The organism is Paenibacillus sp. OK003, from assembly GCF_900109515.1.
Lineage (GTDB): Bacteria > Bacillota > Bacilli > Paenibacillales > Paenibacillaceae > Paenibacillus > Paenibacillus marchantiae.
Genome location: NZ_FOBD01000004.1, coordinates 136,470 through 154,866, shown reverse-complemented (window position 1 = coordinate 154,866; position 18,397 = coordinate 136,470). Strand labels below are relative to the sequence as shown.

At 45.9% G+C, this 18,397-nt stretch carries 18 protein-coding genes; 3 read left to right on the top strand and 15 right to left on the bottom strand.

What is annotated here, in order from left to right; all coding sequences use genetic code 11:
* Positions 1-77: 77 nt before the first annotated feature.
* The 3 genes from BMW94_RS07710 to BMW94_RS07700 form a co-directional block, all read right to left on the bottom strand.
* Positions 78-872: a hypothetical protein gene (locus tag BMW94_RS07710; protein ID WP_090996602.1), complete on the bottom strand. Its 795-nt coding sequence runs from the start codon at positions 870-872 to the stop codon at positions 78-80.
* Between the two features lie 86 nt (positions 873-958).
* Positions 959-1,375 (bottom strand): hypothetical protein, encoded by a 417-nt coding sequence (locus BMW94_RS07705; RefSeq protein ID WP_090996599.1) that lies wholly within the window; start codon positions 1,373-1,375, stop codon positions 959-961.
* Positions 1,376-1,651: 276 nt separating this feature from the next.
* Entirely contained in the window at positions 1,652-2,932 is a 1,281-nt protein-coding gene (locus tag BMW94_RS07700; RefSeq protein ID WP_090996596.1) for a helix-turn-helix transcriptional regulator, read from the bottom strand.
* A 380-nt stretch (positions 2,933-3,312) separates the two neighbouring features.
* Here BMW94_RS07700 and fabV point away from each other — a divergent pair, with 380 nt between their 5' ends.
* On the top strand, positions 3,313-4,503 hold the full coding sequence (fabV, locus tag BMW94_RS07695) for an enoyl-ACP reductase FabV (protein ID WP_090996593.1): 1,191 nt from the start codon (positions 3,313-3,315) through the stop codon (positions 4,501-4,503).
* Between the two features lie 102 nt (positions 4,504-4,605).
* Here the strand turns inward: fabV and BMW94_RS07690 are convergent, their stop codons facing one another.
* The 3 genes from BMW94_RS07690 to BMW94_RS07680 form a co-directional block, all read right to left on the bottom strand.
* On the bottom strand, positions 4,606-5,856 hold the full coding sequence (locus tag BMW94_RS07690) for a DNA glycosylase AlkZ-like family protein (protein ID WP_090996590.1): 1,251 nt from the start codon (positions 5,854-5,856) through the stop codon (positions 4,606-4,608).
* Positions 5,857-5,993: 137 nt separating this feature from the next.
* The gene (locus tag BMW94_RS07685) at positions 5,994-6,218 is read right to left on the bottom strand and encodes a hypothetical protein (RefSeq protein ID WP_090996586.1); all 225 of its coding nucleotides are present in this window, start codon (positions 6,216-6,218) and stop codon (positions 5,994-5,996) included.
* A 70-nt stretch (positions 6,219-6,288) separates the two neighbouring features.
* Positions 6,289-6,885 carry a restriction endonuclease gene (locus BMW94_RS07680; RefSeq protein ID WP_090996583.1) on the bottom strand — a complete coding sequence of 199 codons (597 nt, stop codon included), beginning with the start codon at positions 6,883-6,885 and terminating at the stop codon, positions 6,289-6,291.
* A 257-nt stretch (positions 6,886-7,142) separates the two neighbouring features.
* Here BMW94_RS07680 and BMW94_RS07675 point away from each other — a divergent pair, with 257 nt between their 5' ends.
* Entirely contained in the window at positions 7,143-8,417 is a 1,275-nt protein-coding gene (locus BMW94_RS07675) for a hypothetical protein (RefSeq protein ID WP_090996580.1), read from the top strand.
* 309 nt (positions 8,418-8,726) lie between these two features.
* On the opposite strand, the gene msrA is transcribed toward BMW94_RS07675, so the two are convergent.
* From msrA to BMW94_RS07645, 6 genes are all read right to left on the bottom strand, one after another.
* The gene (gene msrA, locus BMW94_RS07670; RefSeq protein ID WP_090996577.1) at positions 8,727-9,245 is read right to left on the bottom strand and encodes a peptide-methionine (S)-S-oxide reductase MsrA; all 519 of its coding nucleotides are present in this window, start codon (positions 9,243-9,245) and stop codon (positions 8,727-8,729) included.
* Positions 9,246-9,411: 166 nt separating this feature from the next.
* Positions 9,412-9,669 carry a GlsB/YeaQ/YmgE family stress response membrane protein gene (locus BMW94_RS07665; RefSeq protein ID WP_090996574.1) on the bottom strand — a complete coding sequence of 86 codons (258 nt, stop codon included), beginning with the start codon at positions 9,667-9,669 and terminating at the stop codon, positions 9,412-9,414.
* Between the two features lie 287 nt (positions 9,670-9,956).
* Positions 9,957-11,261 carry an AAA family ATPase gene (locus BMW94_RS07660; RefSeq protein WP_090996572.1) on the bottom strand — a complete coding sequence of 435 codons (1,305 nt, stop codon included), beginning with the start codon at positions 11,259-11,261 and terminating at the stop codon, positions 9,957-9,959.
* Positions 11,261-12,724 carry an RtcB family protein gene (locus BMW94_RS07655; protein WP_175480615.1) on the bottom strand — a complete coding sequence of 488 codons (1,464 nt, stop codon included), beginning with the start codon at positions 12,722-12,724 and terminating at the stop codon, positions 11,261-11,263. Before BMW94_RS07655 ends, BMW94_RS07660 begins: the two co-directional genes overlap by 1 nt.
* Positions 12,725-13,320: 596 nt before the next feature.
* Positions 13,321-14,139: a TerC family protein gene (locus BMW94_RS07650; RefSeq protein ID WP_090996569.1), complete on the bottom strand. Its 819-nt coding sequence runs from the start codon at positions 14,137-14,139 to the stop codon at positions 13,321-13,323.
* 279 nt (positions 14,140-14,418) lie between these two features.
* Positions 14,419-14,733, bottom strand: coding sequence for a DUF3817 domain-containing protein (locus BMW94_RS07645; RefSeq protein WP_090953774.1), 315 nt, complete (start codon positions 14,731-14,733; stop codon positions 14,419-14,421).
* A 174-nt stretch (positions 14,734-14,907) separates the two neighbouring features.
* Here BMW94_RS07645 and BMW94_RS07640 point away from each other — a divergent pair, with 174 nt between their 5' ends.
* On the top strand, positions 14,908-16,008 hold the full coding sequence (locus tag BMW94_RS07640; RefSeq protein ID WP_090996566.1) for a glycosyltransferase family 4 protein: 1,101 nt from the start codon (positions 14,908-14,910) through the stop codon (positions 16,006-16,008).
* Positions 16,009-16,031: 23 nt separating this feature from the next.
* Here the strand turns inward: BMW94_RS07640 and BMW94_RS07635 are convergent, their stop codons facing one another.
* From BMW94_RS07635 to BMW94_RS07625, 3 genes are all read right to left on the bottom strand, one after another.
* Positions 16,032-16,394, bottom strand: coding sequence for an HIRAN domain-containing protein (locus tag BMW94_RS07635; RefSeq protein WP_063566897.1), 363 nt, complete (start codon positions 16,392-16,394; stop codon positions 16,032-16,034).
* A 51-nt stretch (positions 16,395-16,445) separates the two neighbouring features.
* Positions 16,446-17,411 carry a helix-turn-helix transcriptional regulator gene (locus tag BMW94_RS07630; protein ID WP_090996563.1) on the bottom strand — a complete coding sequence of 322 codons (966 nt, stop codon included), beginning with the start codon at positions 17,409-17,411 and terminating at the stop codon, positions 16,446-16,448.
* A 271-nt stretch (positions 17,412-17,682) separates the two neighbouring features.
* Complete coding sequence (locus tag BMW94_RS07625; protein ID WP_090996560.1) at positions 17,683-18,201, bottom strand: hypothetical protein; 519 nt, start codon at positions 18,199-18,201, stop codon at positions 17,683-17,685.
* Between the last annotated feature and the right edge of the window lie 196 nt (positions 18,202-18,397).

Below are 18,397 nucleotides of genomic sequence, written 5' to 3'. Positions count from 1 at the left end.
CCCCTAAAATAAAATACACAAAATAAACCTGCCCATCACTTGAATCGTGATGGTACAGGTTTTTTGTTCAAGCAGCATCAGGATGAGAATAAATTGCTTAGTTGTTCTTCCTGTACACTCAGTGCCAGCATCAACTTTGACGGGTCCTGCTTCGAATAGATCACGTTAATAATATGACCTTGCTGAACCTGAGGTAGGACAGATGGATAAATTTCCTTCGGTATGGTCACCTTAAACGTCTCTCCATTTGACTTCGTTACACTAAGCGTTAGCTGAAGTTTTATTTTGCCATTACCTCCGCTTCCAAGTGGAGTAACATCCAAAATTTTGGCCAGCGCTTTCTCGCCCGTTCGTGCAATATCCATCATCTCAGGTGCCACGCCATGCTGCACCATCTTCTCATCCAGCAATTGCTGTATATCTTCCTGCGATAGCCTTCCCTTCAGATCAAGCCCTACCTTGTGTTCATCCTTCACAGAGACCACTAAGGGAATTAAGCTGCCCGGCTGGAATTGAGACATTGAAGTCAACGGTATGATCGTTCTCAACTCGGTATCGTATTTCTCACGCCCTTTACGCGAGACGGTCAGGCCCAGTCGAACTTCCGGCTGCTCATTAATATACGTACCCGTCTGCTGGATGCTTTTAATGACACCAACCGCTGGTAATCCTGACTTCACTCTCCCAACACCGAAGATATTAGCCAAAATGGAGGGAATAAAGATCAGCCCAAATCCGGCAAAAATCGCTGGTGTATACCACCATGCCTGCATAATGATAAAAGGATCATTCCACAGCTGCTGTGCCAGAAATGGGGAGAAGCCCACCCCAAACACGGTCAACACACCGACCAATCTCAGGAAACCTACCATCTTCCCCACCCTCTCTATATCTCTATTATTCGTTGTTAGTTGTATTCAATACATAATAACCTGCCCTTTTGCAGTTCGAACACCTTCTAGATGGACAACAGCCCCATGTAGATCAACTCTGTCGGATTTGCTGGATTTTGCCCCAGACCCACCCGATCTCCCACGCGCGGAATCTGCATCTTGGACACCAGTGTTTCCAATGTTCGCTGATACTGATTTCCATTCGTCTCTGTTACATCCAGCACAAGCACAACAATTGGATCAAAATTGATCAGCTTGCCCGTATCGGTGATCGTGATTACCGTGGCTGTTGCGGTTAAGGGAAGGGAACCACTTGCCGCCAGTTGTGCCTGCTTCGCTGAATCCAGACTCTGGTTAATGGCTTCCCGATGCTCCTTCGATACAAAACCTTTCATCATCATGCCCGTAAGTCCTTTATTCATCATTTTATCTGCCTTTGCAATCACATCTTCCTGCTTGTTCTTTTTACCAAACCATCCCATAATGAACACCTCGTTTTTTTTGTTTTTGGTTATAGTTAAAGTATAAACAGGACGGCTTGTCCTTGAATACCCTTCTGGCCGCATACAAAAGAAACGAAACTTCCGGCAATTGAACCACTGGATTTTCGTTTCTTTAACACGCTTTTTGGTTGATTTCGCAAAAAAAGAGCCGAAAACGACTCTTGAATGAAAGGTTTGGAGGCATATTTTGTGCCTAATGCACCGGTATTGAACAAAATCATGTAAAAAAACGGCGGTTCCAAGCCGATTCTCGATCTATTTTTTGCGTAACAGGTAGACCAGCTTCCGATAATACATGGCGGCTTCCTTATATTTTCGCTGATCCTCGGACACCACGGCCATTCCCTCATATAAAGGTTCAAGACGCATGACATGCTGCACGGACTCAAAATAAGGCAGACATGCGAGCGCACGCTCCATGAACACTTCACGATCTCCATGTGCAAGGGCCAGATGACTTTGGTAGAAGGTTGCACTCATCTGCTGATCCTGAGTCGTTGCACAATTCAACAGTTGATCCACACTCTGCGCGAGTACCCCCCAGTTCTTTCGTGCCAGTGCCACTTCACACCGATACACATTCACTAAAGGCTTCATGGCCTGCTGGGTTTCTTCAGGTTCCTGCTGCAACAGGGATTCGAATCGCTCGATCTCCGACTGCGCCTGATCCAGCTCCCCCGTCATGGTTAACATGACAATCCGATTATTGGCAATGGCAGTGACCAGATCGCCCTGATTACCGGCATACACCAGATTTGCCTCTGCCATGGTCAATGCCGAAAGCGCCTCCTTTACAAGTCCCATTGCAAAGCAATATCCGCTGTACGCCACATATAAACCGGACAACCGATGAAACAGCCGCTGATCATAGACATGTCTCATGGTGAGATCGAATACCTGCTTGGCCTCTTCGTACTGTTTGACCTGAATGTAGGCTTCCATCTTGATATTTTGCACAGACAGCCAGAATTCACTGCCAGGAAGGGCCAATTCACTTAGCCTGGTTGCGTGCGTTAACACATCCACATAAGCAAGCTTGGAACGATAGTACTGCACTTTGTAATATAATAACGCCTTTGCTAACGGACGGGGCAGATCCACATCGTCAGGACGGCCGTATTTCTCCAGATAAAAATTCAAATAGGATGTATGTATATATTCATGAGCCGATGCATCATTTAATTGTTGGTAATAGACCGCCTTCATTAAAGCCGTGGTTAGCTCTACTGTCAGCGTATCATCCCGATCTTCAATTGCATGGACCGTTTCTTCTGATATGGCGGAAGCTGGAACTGACATTTGTTCAAAAATGGCCTCTGCCCGCGCCAGGGTTTCTTCATCCTGTGCAGAAGCATTTAACAGATAGGAAGGCGTAACACCAAGACGTGACGCAATAGCCTCTGCCAGATCTTCAGGGAGTGGATAACGATCGGCCAGAATATTGGCAAAGTGAGCCTGCGTAACCAGACCTTCCACGAGGTCTTTGCGGGAGATTTGCTTTCTTTTGCTCAGAAATTCAATCCGTTCCTTCAGCATGGCTAGTCTTCCTTTCGTTTCGATCCTGGAATTACTATAAGTTGAACGAATGATTTTACACTAGAGCACTACGTGGCCAGAACCATCTTCCGATCGCTGTTATCCCCAGATTTTTTGAAATCCCTTATAGAAGGGGGAAATCCGTTGATAAAGGCGAACGCTTCGCTTCTGCAGATCCGCTCTGCCCTCTCCGTTATCATGGAAATGTTTAGCTCAAATTATATAATATCATCCCGGATGCGAAGCCGGATACCGTCTTTTAGCCAAATCCATCGAAACGGTTTCCGTTTCGGAGGCAATTGTTTTACAATAAGGAGGTATGTACCAGAGCATTATCCAATAATGAAGAACCAGAGTTGAATATGAAAGGATGCAAATGAATGATTATTAAACCAAGAACACGTGGTTTTATTTGTACAACTTCCCATCCTGTAGGCTGTGCTGCACAAGTCCAGGAGCAAATTGATTATGTAAAATCCCAACCGCAACTGAACGGACCACGTAATGTACTCGTCATCGGAGCCTCCACTGGATATGGACTCGCTTCGCGTGTCGTATCCGCATTTGGTGCCGGTGCCAACACCATCGGCATTTACCGCCCAAGCAGTGCCACTGAAAAACGTACGGCTTCAGCTGGCTGGTACAACTCTGCTGCATTTGAGAAAGCTGCGGAAGAAGCAGGACTGAAATCATACAGCATCACAGGTGATGCCTTTGCCAATGAAACCAGAGAAAAGGCCGTTGAACTGATTCGCAGTGAACTCGGTCAGGTTGATCTGGTGGTCTACAGCGTAGCATCGGCACGCCGTACCGACCCAAATACTGGTGAAGTGTTCAACTCCGTGCTCAAACCGATTGGACAATCGTACACGAACAAAACAGTCAATTTCCATACGGGAGAAGTGACTTCCATTACTCTTGATCCGGCAACCGAAGAAGAAATTCGCCAGACCGTGACCGTGATGGGCGGAGATGATTGGGAGCTGTGGATGGATGCCTTGCAGCAAGGTGGCGTACTCGCCGACAATGCAACAACCATTGCCTTTTCTTATATCGGTCCTGAACTTACGCATGCGATCTATCGTGATGGTTCCATCGGTCAGGCCAAAAATCATCTGGAAGCGACAGCCCATAAGTTGAATGATCGTCTGAGTGCAAAGGGCGGACGTGCTTACCTGACCGTAGCCAAAGCGCTGGTCACCCAATCAAGCTCCGCAATTCCAGTGGTACCCCTGTATATCTCTGCATTATACAAAGTCATGAAGGAAAAAGGCTTGCATGAAGGCTGCATCGAGCAATTGCAACGCTTGTTCGCTGATCGCCTGTATGCAGGAGGAGAAGTTCCGACCGATGAAGCAGGGCGTATTCGTATTGATGATTGGGAGATGAGAGCCGACGTTCAGGAAGAAGTGGCGAAGCTCTGGAACGAGCTGACCACCGAAAACATCTACGATCTGTCCGATCTGGTAGGATACCGTCAGGAATTCTTCCAACTGTTTGGTTTCGAAACCGACGGCGTGGATTATGAAGCAGATGTTGATCCAAATGTTGAAGTACCACATTTGCATTAATTGAAAACTAATTTGGCTGTGAGATTGGAGAACAATCTTATTACAGGTCCAGTCCAGCCTTAGGGGAGCGAGCTTTCGCTCCCTTTTTGGCGTCTACCGATTCTATAAGATCGACTTGAGCTGCTTTTTCAATCCCTTCGGCACCGTCTTCTCTACCGTGATGGATCGCGCTCCATGCATCGTTGCAAAGAACTGGAGTCCCTCCCGAAAATCCGCGATCCATTCCTCCACAGGCGGAGCAGTCTCTTCCATCGATAACAACCGAACCGTTAGCACGCCCGTTTTGCGATCGAGTCGCGGGTCCATGCGTCCAATCAGCCGATCGCCGTGAAGAATGGGCATGGCGTAATATCCGTAGGTTCGTTTCACCTCTGGTGTGTATATCTCCCACTTATAATGGAAATCAAATAAATCCACAATCCGTTCCCGTCTCCACAGCAGGTTGTCCAGTGGAGGCAGGAATCGTACCGGACCTGATGGATCATAATGCGGCTCTTCCCTTTCCATCTCACGCAACATACCCTCATCTTCTGCACGGATGTAATAAGGCGTCGCGACGTCCTCTACCTCCAGTGCGATCATGCGACCATCTGCGACACGTGCAGCCATATCATTCCGACGTTCGGCAGCCGTGGATTTCATCCAGCCTAATCGTGGATCTCGGGCATCCACGACCCGATATGCGTAAATGTACTTGTCCATCAAAGCTTGCCTTTGAGTCAAAAGATCGATCTCCGCTGTCATGGATTGGCCCTGCTCCAGCAGTCCGGATTCCGTAATATGAAAATAACGCTCATTGCCCTGCCTTGCCACGACACGAATGGCAGCCGAATCCAGCAGCAAGTTTAACGCTAGCGTAGTATCCTTCGTTTTCGGTACATCCGCATTGTCCCAATATCCACTCACCCGTTCCACCGCACGAAAAGCTCTTGACGGGAGTGGTCCCTCTTCTTCCAAACGCTTCAGCACATGCTGCACCGTATTCTCCAGCCCTTGCAGGGAAGGAGCCAGACGCTCCCGTAATCGGGCACGTACAGGTTCGAACAGAGCATAATCCTCCATCGGAATGACACAGGCGGCATTGGCAAAATATTCGAACACTTTATGATCACTCAACAACGTATGTAAATATTCGGAGGTATAGCCCGGATCACGAGCACCCAGCACCAAATGCTGATTTCCGGTTACGGCAGCGACAGGATCAATCTGCACGCAGCCAAGGGAGCGAATCAGCTGCATCACCTGTTCAGGACCCGAAGGCAAGGAAACGGCCGGCCAACGTTCCAATAAAGATTGCGTTTGCAGCAAAAAACGCCGTACGATTCTTTTATTCATGCGAAGCGCTTTTGTCATATGTACAATTCTTCCCTTCATCGAAGATAGGAGGATATATAGCTATAATTGATCCAATTCAAATGAGATACATTGATTTTAACAGTCCAAGGGATGTCATTCCAACTAAGATGAAGAGCCTTTTTCTATTTGATGCCTCACACAGCTCTCCGCACACCATAGACAAAATAAAAAGAAGCACCACCATCCTGGGTCCGCTTCTTGTGTTTGACCTTTTGCAATTTTTCCTGTCTCGTGGGCATGAGTCGAACATGCTGGGATAATGCTCCATAATCTCCGTTTACTCTCCGACTTTGCTCTGGACACCATTGTCCTGACCGCTCTGCTTTGCGCAATGCTTTTTGCGTTTGTGTACGTGCCATGATAATTGAACACACTCCCTTGGTTGGTATGCACTCAATATATCATGTGCAGGCAGACAAGTGAAGGTGATTAACGTGGAACTCTTTTCCGCCGAGATTGCCATGTTTCCACAGGTTCCTGATCGTCCTCCTCAATCAATTCCAGTGCTTCTTCCATTCTTCTGGATTTAAACAGCATGATCAGGTCCATCAGATCCTCTCGGTCCAGCAGCTTCACCCCGTTGACCGCTGCCAGCGTCCGGCATGCTTCCGTATATCTGGCTGAGGTGAGCACGATGGAACGATCTGCTTCATAATAACGCATGGACGTGTAAATCTCCTGTACTGCGCTGAGTCCAACCGGATGATTCGCTCCGTAACGCTTGGCCTGAATGACATTACGTCTGCCTGCTCTATCCACAAACACAAGGTCAGCACCAAAATCTCGGCTGCTTGTCGTCTTATGTACTTCGGCATAACCGAGTTGTTGGAATAAATGATACAGGTACAGTTCAAATTCCGACCCATCCTGCATTTTATCGATATCCTTAATCGTAATCTTACGCGGATTGGCCTCACTTCGTATGCGCTGCCCTCGCCGAATTGCGCGCCGAATGATCCAGGCAATGAGCAGTAAAAGGATAATAACGCCTATACCCACTGTGGTCATATTTTCATTCCAGTTCATGTCTGTTCTCCTTGTCGTTCCTCTAATCTGGCAGGGTTGAACCCCTCTTAGCCCTCGTCACCCGACTAAATATAGCAGACTTCTCTCGTAACAGAAAGAAGATGAATTCCCTGTAACCCTTGAACTTCTCGAAACAACAATAATTTTTATACCTCTATCATAAAAGGTTACAGACACTCAGGTTGAATTCCACATGTATGAAATGGTAGAATTCAACAATCGGTTCTATTTTGAATCGAAGAAAGGTGGTTTATAACTTGCATACATCCAACAAACGAAAGTCCAAAACATGGGCTGCGCTTCTTCTCAGTGGCACGCTCCTCTTCAGCCTGCATACACCAAGCTACGCGGCCGCAGAACAAAATGCACCCTTGCCTAAGCCTTCATGGACATCATCTTCTCTCTCTCTCACGCAAGTGAATACGGAGAAAGACGTTATCGTCAACGAAGTGAATGCAGTACCTGCGAAAAATCTGGTGTATGTGCATTCTTCCCAGCCCGTGACCAAAACAAGCAGCAATACGAAGCTGGATTGGCAGCTGGATTCGCTTCAGGCGCTGGATGCCACGACCGGACAATTGAAATGGAACGTTATTTTCCATGAGAAAAGTGGGCCTTATACAACCTACTCCAATTCACTATATACCAGCAACGGCACAGCCTATGTATATATGGAATATTCGGATGGAACCAAAAAGGTATACTCGTTCAATACTTCCGGCAAAACCAACTGGGTCAAAAACGTGAGTAATTCATCATCCATGTACCTTCTGGACGACGATACGTTATTGATCGCTTCGAGCCCTGGTGTTCAATCGAACGGTTCCGTTCGTTCAGCCGTCTCGCTGTATGACAAAAAGGGAAAACTGATTACGGAAAAAACAATCAACGGTGCTGTACTTAAAGCAGGCAGTGATCGAATCGTAGTCGATGCAAGCAAACAAACCAAAGTGGGCAGCTTCTGGCAGTCTGCAGCTAATCCCAAAGTGGAGATTTACGATCGTACGCTGAATCGTCTTTCCTTCTATCAGTTCCCGAGCAATGCCAACACTCTGGGAGACGGTGGCGGTGAATCACTGGCCATTCTGGAAGATGGCTCCGTGATCATGCGTGCCAATTTTGCCAACACAGGTAACAAGCTGATGGGCTTTGGCACCGATGGCAAACTCGCCTGGGGCCGTGCTATTGCCGGTGATGCCTATGTTCAGACCGCAGGCAACAGTTACACTTTGTTTACAGGCCAAAAGCTGGAGCTGTACACCATGAAAGGCCAAGTGACTGAACGTACATTTAAGGAAGAGCAGCCTATTCTCATGCAGGTTGTTCGTACACAGGACGGGCAGTATAAACTTGATTTCGCCAAAAAAGGTTATATTCTCGATCCGCAAACATTGGATACAGTACATGAATATACGTTTGCATCCTCTCCTGGATTGCTCGATGGATATTCAACGTACAACGATCATATTATCTATCAGATCAATGAAGATGCCTTATCCAAGTATGTATTGAAGACAGCCTCAGCTAAATAGTAAATGGAGCGCTCTGGTTGACCGACTAACGGTTAACAGGGCGCTCTGTTATTTCACAAAACGATGTAGAGTCCCCTTTACGTATATCCTTTCTAGGCAAACTGGTATATTAGTATCGTTCACCTTTTCACCCTACTCTTGATTGGCAAAGGGGAGTTCTCCCATTAACGCAGAGAACGTAGATAAGTTCTGTAGCCATTGAGGTAGTACTCTCTTGATCATTGAACATCTAAAAGCCGGGGAAGTTCCTGTTGGAACTCTCCCGGCTTTTAGATGTGATCAATATGGATTGATCTAATGTAAATGGAATTAATTATTCCAGTTTTCTTCAATAAATTCATCCCGTCCGGATACTGCACGGTCTTCTTTATAATGCTTCTCATTTTTCTTGTGGTAATCCTGATGGTAATCTTCTGCTGGATAGAACACAACTGCATCCCGAATCTCCGTCACAATCGGTTGATTGAATCGTCCGCTTGCTGCCAGCTCCTGCTTGGACCGTTCTGCGAGCTCACGTTGCCGTTCATTATGAACAAAGATCGCTGTCCGGTACTGACTCCCACGATCCTGAAATTGCCCTCCATCATCGGTTGGGTCCGTCTGGGGCCAATATAGCTCCAACAGACGTTCATACGGAAATACCTCTGGATCAAATGTAATTTCAACGACCTCGACATGACCGGTCTCCCCGGTTTTGACCTGCTCATATGTTGGATTATCGACGTGACCGCCGGTATAGCCAGAAACAATACTATGAATGCCTGGTTGCTCTTCAAATGGTGTAACCATACACCAGAAGCATCCGCCGGCAAATGTAGCTTTTTCCATTCACACTCATCCCTTTCTATTGTACCTATATCTTAAAGCAAAAAGAGGTTGATGGAAAGCCACTTCCGTGGACTTCCATCAACCTCTTCAGAATCATCTGTACTATTAACAGTTATTCAAACTGATTGTTGCAGATTCACTGTAAATTCAAGAGATCTTGAATCCGTTACCCGCGGCTGCGACCCATAGAACGGAAGATCAAGCTCACAATCGCTACAAGTACGATGGCACCGATTAATGCCGGTACTATGAAGAATCCGCCCATTTCAGGACCCATGTCTCCCAGAATCACTCCACCTAACCATCCGCCAATAAAACCAGCAATAATGTTACCGATAACGCCGCCAGGAATGTCACGACCAACAATCAGACCTGCCAACCACCCAATGATACCACCGATAATTAATGACCATAACCAACCCATATCATTCACCTCTAATTTAAGTTTTTGTTGTTGTCTGTCTACTATTAACCGCTACAGAAGCATTTAAACAACTGGCATGAAAATTGTTGTATATTACCTTTTGTTCATATGCGCTCTTCTCTGCCTTAACAGCCTATAACACAGGATTGAAAACAGATCGCGTCACTTTCCCGGCAGCTTACACAGTTCAGGACTGCGTTATGTACCTCCCGAAAGTCATTGTATGTTGATTCAGACAGCCTTAGTATATCCAATTGAGGTGAGAATATTTTAATGGTTATATTCGATTAATAAAAACCTGCACGCCCCTTGCCTGGCTGAGCCAGCCAGGTATGTTTATGACTCTTGTCCAGCTCTCCTCGCATCGACTGAATGATCTGCACAATGTCCGTCTGGCCATTCTGGTGCCATTCCAGCGCGGCACTGACATACAGCTCTCCAAGCTGGGCAAGGGAAAAGGTATCCGTCAAACGTGCAGCTTCCAGCGTACCTTCTTCCCCTGCGAACACAGCAAAGCCGCGTTGGTTCAAATATTGCAGGCGCAGTCCTTCGTCCGGTAGCGGTATTTCATAAGCCCGATCGAACCGTCCGGCACGGTTCATAAGCCCTGGGTCTATTTTCTCTGGATAATTCGTGGTGCCAATTAGGAAAATGCCCTCTTTGGACGTTGCCCCATCCAACGTATTCAAGAAAAAGGATCGCACTTCATCCGGCATGGAATCGATATCCTCAATAATCAGTACCATGGGTGCCAAACGCTTGGCTGCTTCGAACACTTCACGAACCGATTCACTGTTTGTGTATTCGGTAATTTGCCAGTATGCGGCAGGCCCCGGAATGCTTCCCGCAATAGATTTGACGAGGGTCGTTTTTCCGTTTCCAGGATGGCCGTACAGCAGAATGCCGCGTTTGTACGGAATATCATAGTCTCGGTAAAAAGAGCGATCTGCTTCGAAAAACTGATCCAACGAACGGAAAATATCCTGTTTAATTTGTGGAGAAAGCACAACCTCATCTCTCCCCACTGCGCGGGTTATGGATTCCACATGACGGTCACTGCCATTGCGGGCATCTGTGTACACCGTGACTTTTTTCATATTTTGCTGCCGTTCCCGTTCTCTTACACTGCCTAGAAACTGCTTTAATTCCTCTTCTCCTGTAGCAAAAACAAAATCCTCATTATAGATCCCATTCTCCCGGAAGAAAGGAATACGGACGAGAGCTACGCCCCATTGGGGATAGGCAAATACATTGTTGCGAATCGAATAGTGGACCCCATAGGTTGGTGCATCTCCATCGTCCTCATAATGCAGTGTACGCAGCTCCAGATCTTCGAAAATCCGGGCAACCAATTCCACTTCCGTGCTATTGCTTTGCAGATCTTCTTTAAGCAAATCCCAGTATTCACTATTTGGATCATCGCTGGCATAGAGTTCATAACGAACGCCGTATTGATTGCCAAGCGCTTCAATGATGCCGCGAATCAAGCGGGCATATATGGCATAGCCTTCGTTTCGGATTTGACTGTCTTGTTGCTCTTCATAGGAATAGATGACTCTATTATGATTCAATTGTTCTTTATCTTTGGTCATTACTTTGCTCCCTTCACAGCGGCAAGTGGTTTACATTTGGCTACAACTTGAGCCAGACCTGCGCCGGTAACACTATCTATAATTTCATCGACATTTTTATACGCTTGCGGTGATTCATCAATAATGGATTCAAGTGAACGCTGATTCACTACAATCTCATCTTCAGTTCCCACACCCAGCGCCGAGGCAAAATCCTCCACGGTAACCAGGCGCTTCGTTGCTGTACGCGAACGAATGCGTCCTGCCCCATGACAAATCGAGTAATAGTTATCCTTCCCCTCAGGTTGACCTACCATGATATACGAAGCAGTTCCCATTGAACCGGGTATAAGCGCGGGATGACCTGTTGCCAGATATGGCTTAGGGTTATCCGGATGACCGGCAGGTAATGCACGTGTAGCTCCTTTGCGGTGCACAAAAACGGAACCTTGATCCGCGTGCGATTCCTCCCATGCATAGTTGTGCATCAGATCATAGAGGGTACGGAATTCGCATTTTGGACCAAACACATCCCGAAACGCTTCGCGAATAGCATAAGCTATCAGATGGCGATTCACCACAGCATAATTCAGTGCAGAATACATCATATTGACGTAATGGAGACCTTCCGCATGTTCAAGCGGAGCAAAAACCAGTCTTGGATCGGATGTCCCCAGACCATTTCGCTGCATCACTTTCGCAATCGCTGATGAACTAGTTTGGCTTACATACCCACCCCAAGCCCGGGAACCGGAATGAATCATGACAACAATTTGTCCATCATACAGACCCCAGGCTTCCGCAATCTCCCGATTTTCCTCCGCAATCTCAATCGCTTGAATCTCGGCAAAATGATTGCCTCCACCCAAAGTTCCTAACTGGCGATGAGCCCGATGCCAAGTCATATCCGGTACCAGATTCAACACTTCCTCATCAAAGGCAAATTTGCTGCTCTCTACATGAGTGATGGAAGTTGATTTTTTGGGTGTATAGCTGTCCGGGATATATTTTTTAGGTAATCCATGCAGACCCTTTCGCACAATATGCTCCAAACGAATGTCCGAGTAATGACCGCGCTGATTTGCCTCCATCGGCAGCACTTTCTCAATGGCTTTCACGAGTTTACGGCGCAGCTTCACATCCTTCAGGTCGTCCTTATGCAAATTGGTCATATGCACCCGCATGCCACAGCCGATATCACTGCCTACGATGGATGGAGATACATAGCCACTCTTGGCATCCCATACCGCCGTTGTACCGATGCAGGTGCCTACACCGACATGCACGTCAGGCGTATAGCTCATATAGGAGATGCCCGGGATTTGAAGATTGTTGTTCGCCATCTCGAACACCTTATAGTCCAATGACGAGAATAGTTGTTGTGCCGCATATACCGTTAAGTCCCCAGCAGGCAATTTGACTTCATGTCGGTAGCCACCTGTGAGTTCATTTTGAGTCGTAAATAAATGAGGTTGTGTATTCATAAATGTTTATTATTCCTTCCTGTACGTTCAGCTAATTCGGTTCATTTCAAAATTGAACCTAACGTTATTCCGAATTCATATCCATATTCAGTCCAACAAAAAAGAAGCCACGGACAGTTCGCCCGTGACTTCTTCATGACAATAACAGAAAACAAAAGCAGCATGAACATGCCGCATCTGTTCTCCATTGCTATATACGCCGAAAGTAGCATATCGATTAATAACGTTCCAAGGATAAACGATATGCATCTTCCCCTATGTCGCCCGTATGAGGCCAAAGAGACGATGAACTGGATATACAATTGTGTCTGTGCTTCGTAGTGTCTTTGTGAATTTCAAATCATAACCAACCATCATATCTCTCGGCCTCCCTTCATTAATATTATGTTTATATTAAGCGGACTCGTTTCGATGTGTCAACCCTTTTCTTGGAAAATCCCCTATTTTTCATATGCATTAGATTTAACTTCGTGCCAATAACTTATATAAAAAAAGCAGGGTCTGTAAGGAACAGACCCTGCTTACTCATGCATATCATGAGATTAGATATCGATTATTGATGGTACATGTTTTGACAGATTTAAATTTGCATCTTATCATTTCCCTGCTTGTTTTTCCAATTCTTCCACAGGATTTTCATCTTCTTTTTCAGGCACCTTGGAAGACAGGAACCAACCGCATACTGCAATCGTAATCAGCACAATGTAGAATCCAAATTTCCAAATTTTATTTTCCGGGAAATGCTCATCCAGAACGCCCAGTGAAGGGTGTGCAAGTGTAATAACAGCCAACTTAACCCCAACCCAGCCGACGATAACGAAGGCTGCAACTTCAAGCCCTGGACGGGAATGAAGCAACTTAACGAAGAAGGAAGCCGCAAATCTCATGATGACGAGACCGATAAATCCGCCGAGGAAGATGACGATAAACTGGCCACCGTCAAGTCCACCGATCGGAGGAAGACCACTTGGCGGCAAGGCAACAGCCAGCGCCACAGCTGCGAGAATGGAATCGACCGCGAACGCGATATCTGCCACTTCCACCTTGAATACAGTCATCCAGAAACCAGATTGTTTTTTTGGTTTTTTGGGATTGGAATCAGCCGCTTCGTCTGTTTTGTTTCGGCTACCCAACACCTTCTTGATAATGTGATTAATGGAGATGTACAACAGGTACAGGGCCCCAATCGCTTGAACCTGCCACACGTCCACCAGGAACGAGATCAGGAACAACGAACCCAATCGGAAAATGAATGCTCCCATTAACCCATAAAACAACGCCTTTTTGCGTTTATCATCAGGTAAATGCTTAACCATAATGGCAAGAACCAATGCATTATCCGCTGCAAGCAATCCCTCCAGGACTACTAATACGACGAGAACCCACCCATACTCCAATAATAATGACAAATCCAAAATTGACTCCTCCTTAGTATCCTTATGATGTACAAAAAAAAGGACCTTTACCATTACTGGTAAGGTCCTTTTTATTCACAAAAAGAGACCTTTACCCAGTATGAAAACTTGGTAAAGGTCTCGCTAACAACAAAATTGCTGCCAATAAAGCCGGGGATATAATCCCGAACTGACGACTTTACTGTGAAAGCTACTCCCCTTTAACATCAGGAATATTTAGTTTTAAGTTGAAACAGGTTCAATAATCTGTTCTCATCATATTCATAACGATAAGCAAAGTCAAGCTTTATTTGACTGACTACGATCCAGCTTGCGAAAGACCAGCAGATCATAGATGAAATTGCCTAGCGGGATAAATGAGACAAAAAACAAAGCAATTGGACGACGTAAACGCCATTTTTGCGTGGTATAAAGACTCACCATAAATAATAAATACATCAGAAATAAAAAGCCATAGATGTTGCCAAACCACGTGACTGCCTGAGGCAGGATTCCTGATTCCCTTAATGGAAAAGCAACAAATAACAACAGCACATATGAAAGCCCCTGCAACCACAACAGCAGTCGAAAGCGGCTGAGTGTTGAATGTAACATTTTTTTCCTCCTGCTTCTAAATACGCGCAATGATTTCACTGCACCCCGTACAGTATATCACAAAAACGAAATTTCCCCTCACGCGTAGTTCCACAGGAGCCAAATCCATCCGATGCACATAGGATATATGACCAAAGTAGATTGTTACGAATATGGACAAGGAGGAGCCTGTTGATGAAAATAGCCCTGATCGCACCTGAAAAATTTCCAGTCCCAGGTAACGGATCAGTCGAAATCTGCCTCCTCGGCATTGCTCGCGAACTTGCACTCCGTCACCAGGTGACGATCTTAAGTCGTCAGATGCCCGGCCTTGCCATCACAGAGCAATTAGATGGCATTACGATCCGTCGTGTAACAGCAACCAGCCCCAGCGAGTACACAAGGGCAGTGATCCGTTTTCTGAAAATTCAAACCTTCGATTTGATCCAGGTAGACAACAGACCACATAGTATGGCTGCAATTAAACGCGCCTTCCCTTCGTTACCTGTGGTGCTCTATCTTCACTCGTTAACCTTTGCACAACCAGGTCCTGCAAGATTAGCGCTGTTAAAAAAAGCGAACTGGATTGCCGTCAACAGTCAATCCCTCAGACAAAGGCTGGCTCGTCGATTCCCATCCTTGAAACGACGGATGGGTGTTGTACCACTTGGCGTGGACCTAAGCCGTTTTTTGCCTGCAGCTAAAGGAGAGCAGCAGCTTCTGCGGAAGCAGTTTGGTATTACAGGGCCATTCTCCATTCTGTATGTAGGCCGACTGATTCCCGGCAAAGGTGTGGAAATATTGATTCGTGCCGTAGCTCTTATTCAGCAGCAGGTATCCGTACAACTGATCATTGCAGGTAAAGGACCTCCAGTTTACGTCCGCAAGCTGCGACAGCTTGCCCGAAAATTAAAGGTTGATGCCACCTTCCGAGGTCAAATCGCCCATGAACGTATTGACCGTTTGTACAGGGCTGTGGACTGTCTGGTGTGCCCTTCCCAACAACATGAGGCCTTCGGGCTGGTTAATGTTGAAGCTATGGCTTCAGGACTACCCGTCATTGCTTCAGACAATGGAGGCATTCGTGAAATCATTGTATCGGGGACTAATGGATACCTTGTGAGACAGTATCACAACCCCCGAAGTTTCGCTGCTTACCTGTATAAACTCGCAGACAATCCTTCTCTTGCTCGTTCGCTTGGAGAAGCTGGCCGTGCCAGTGCAGTTGAACAGTTCAGTTGGGCCCGGACAGCCATGCATCTTGAAGCAGCTTATACAAGACTCATCCGCGCATAAATCTTGTTGCGCTTGTGATTTCGTTAGGCTTTTTCACGTGACTGCCAGTCTGCAATAAAACTATCCATATGCGGAACAGGAACGTACATCATTTCAATTAACTCCACAATAATCATATCTTTCATGGCAAACCTTACTTTAGCGCAGGTTTGTTGGCGGAAAGCATCATAGATTCCCGAGCCTGTCCAGCAACCATGAGGAGCGAGCAGCGGATTATTAACAATATATCCAACCGTCCCAATGGGTGGAACCACTACCTTGATGGCTCGAGAGTCCACCCGATTGTCGGGGTCTTTGACCAGAAACAGGATATCGCCTACGTTCAAAGCTTCTACACCATGATAATGTTCCATTCCATACATGGCTGCAAATAATTTGGTACTCATAACAAAAGCTCCTTTTACACATTTTTTTTTTGAATTTAGAAGGGGGCGAAATTATTGATCTTCCTCATAATGCTTCATCCACTCTATGAGTTGTTTACGAATTTCTTTACGATATTCGCGGGGTTCAAGAATCTCCGCTTCGGGGCCAAATTGATATAACCATTTCAGGAATTCACGACTACTGTTCAGCGTTACTTCAAATAACAATCCGCCATCTGGCATATCCGTCATTCGTGGACGAACAAACATCTCTTCTTCTTTTATGTAGGGGGCCACTTTCTCAGTGAATCTTACTTTGAAATGAATCAGTTTATCCCCACGATCAATGGACCACGTGTTTTTCATGAACTGCTTTATGTTGAAATCACCCATAACAAAGTGGGTACTGGTCTGTATAACGTCCAGAAAGCGACTGATCCGAAACAAACGGACTTTCTTCAGCAAGTGACAATAACCAATCAAATAGAAACGCTGATCGCGCGGAATGAGGTAATAGGGATCAATATCGCGGACCGTTATTTCATTTTTCGCAAGCGTGTGATATTGGGTTCGAATCGTTTGTTGATCCAGAATGGCTTCAATGACTGGAATAAGCAAGTTGGGATATTTTTCTTCTTCCCGGTATGCAGGTGTACCCATACGAATAATGCCTGCAATATTTTCTACAATGTCACTGTTTCTCGATTTCATTTTGGTATGGGCTGTCATCACCTTGTCAAAAGCTGAATCGAATTCAGCTGGGAGCTGCGAAGTATCCACCACGGATGGAAGCATGGAGAATACCATCGCTTCCTGTTCGGTAAAATCCAGAGGATACATGGCAAATTCACCAATGAACCGATACCCCTTGCCATAACCTTCATTCATAATAGGGGCAACCCTGTCCAATATTCGGAGATCGCGATAAATCGTGCGCACAGTTGTACCGCATTTCAACGCCAATTCTTTGGCGGAAATTCCGGGATTCGCTTGTATAGCCTGAAGTATGCGCAGAAGACGAATTAATTTCTCTGTCATGTAGTTTCTCCCCTTCGATATTTTATCGGCAAGGAAAACTAGTTCCTTTAGTCCGGTACTAAATCTTTAGTCCCAAACTTATTTTCGCAATTTCACCTTATGTATATAGTTCAATCGCACTTATTCGGCTTATTAAATATACATTCTCTTACTTGCTTGCGTAAAATATTAACCTCAAGTTCTTATACCTACGCCTGATTGCCTATTTGGCATTCAAAAAAAACAAAAAAAGTCTTGTCTCTTTGAACAGAGATAAGACTTTTTCGCTTGTTTAATTGTGCACTTGCAATAATTTAGTCAGCACATGAACCATATGGTCGCACAGATCTGGGATATCTCCCATCTGATCTTCATTCACACTGCGGTCAAAATGTACTTCAGCGGTGACAGCGTAAGTTGCTGGCTGATCTTCAAATATATAACGAATATGCTGCAACTTTCGTTGATCAGGCCAGCTCTGTTGTAATATAGAGCTGACGGCCGGACACTGTGTCTCAGGCTCCTTAGTAACCATCCTGAACCGCAGTCGCAAACGGCAACCTGATGGACCTTCTGGTGTCTCCAGAATCTCAGCAGCGAGATTCTCAAGCGATGTGCTCAATACTACTTCGCCTGTGACGTCAGGACAATCTCTCAGACAGAATTGCAGCACGAACTCTCTGGACATACGCGCCATCTCAAGCTGATCCTGCCGATCTGTAATGGAAATAAGTTCATCCAAATTATCGAGATCATACAGGTGATTTTCGAAGCCTACTTTCAAATTGTCATAAATCGTCGGATCAAACATGTTGTGAAACCTGCTTTCTTGCGCAAATTAATCTTCGCTTATAGTATACCGCAATCAGGTGCCCCACCAAAAGATTTCCGACATCATACCAAAGCTCAAGTTTTTCATTTCCCTATGAGAATTGTGTTCAGTTTCATCCATGACACCGTAATTCTCAACAAAAGAGTAATGGCATACGAAACCACACATTCCCTGG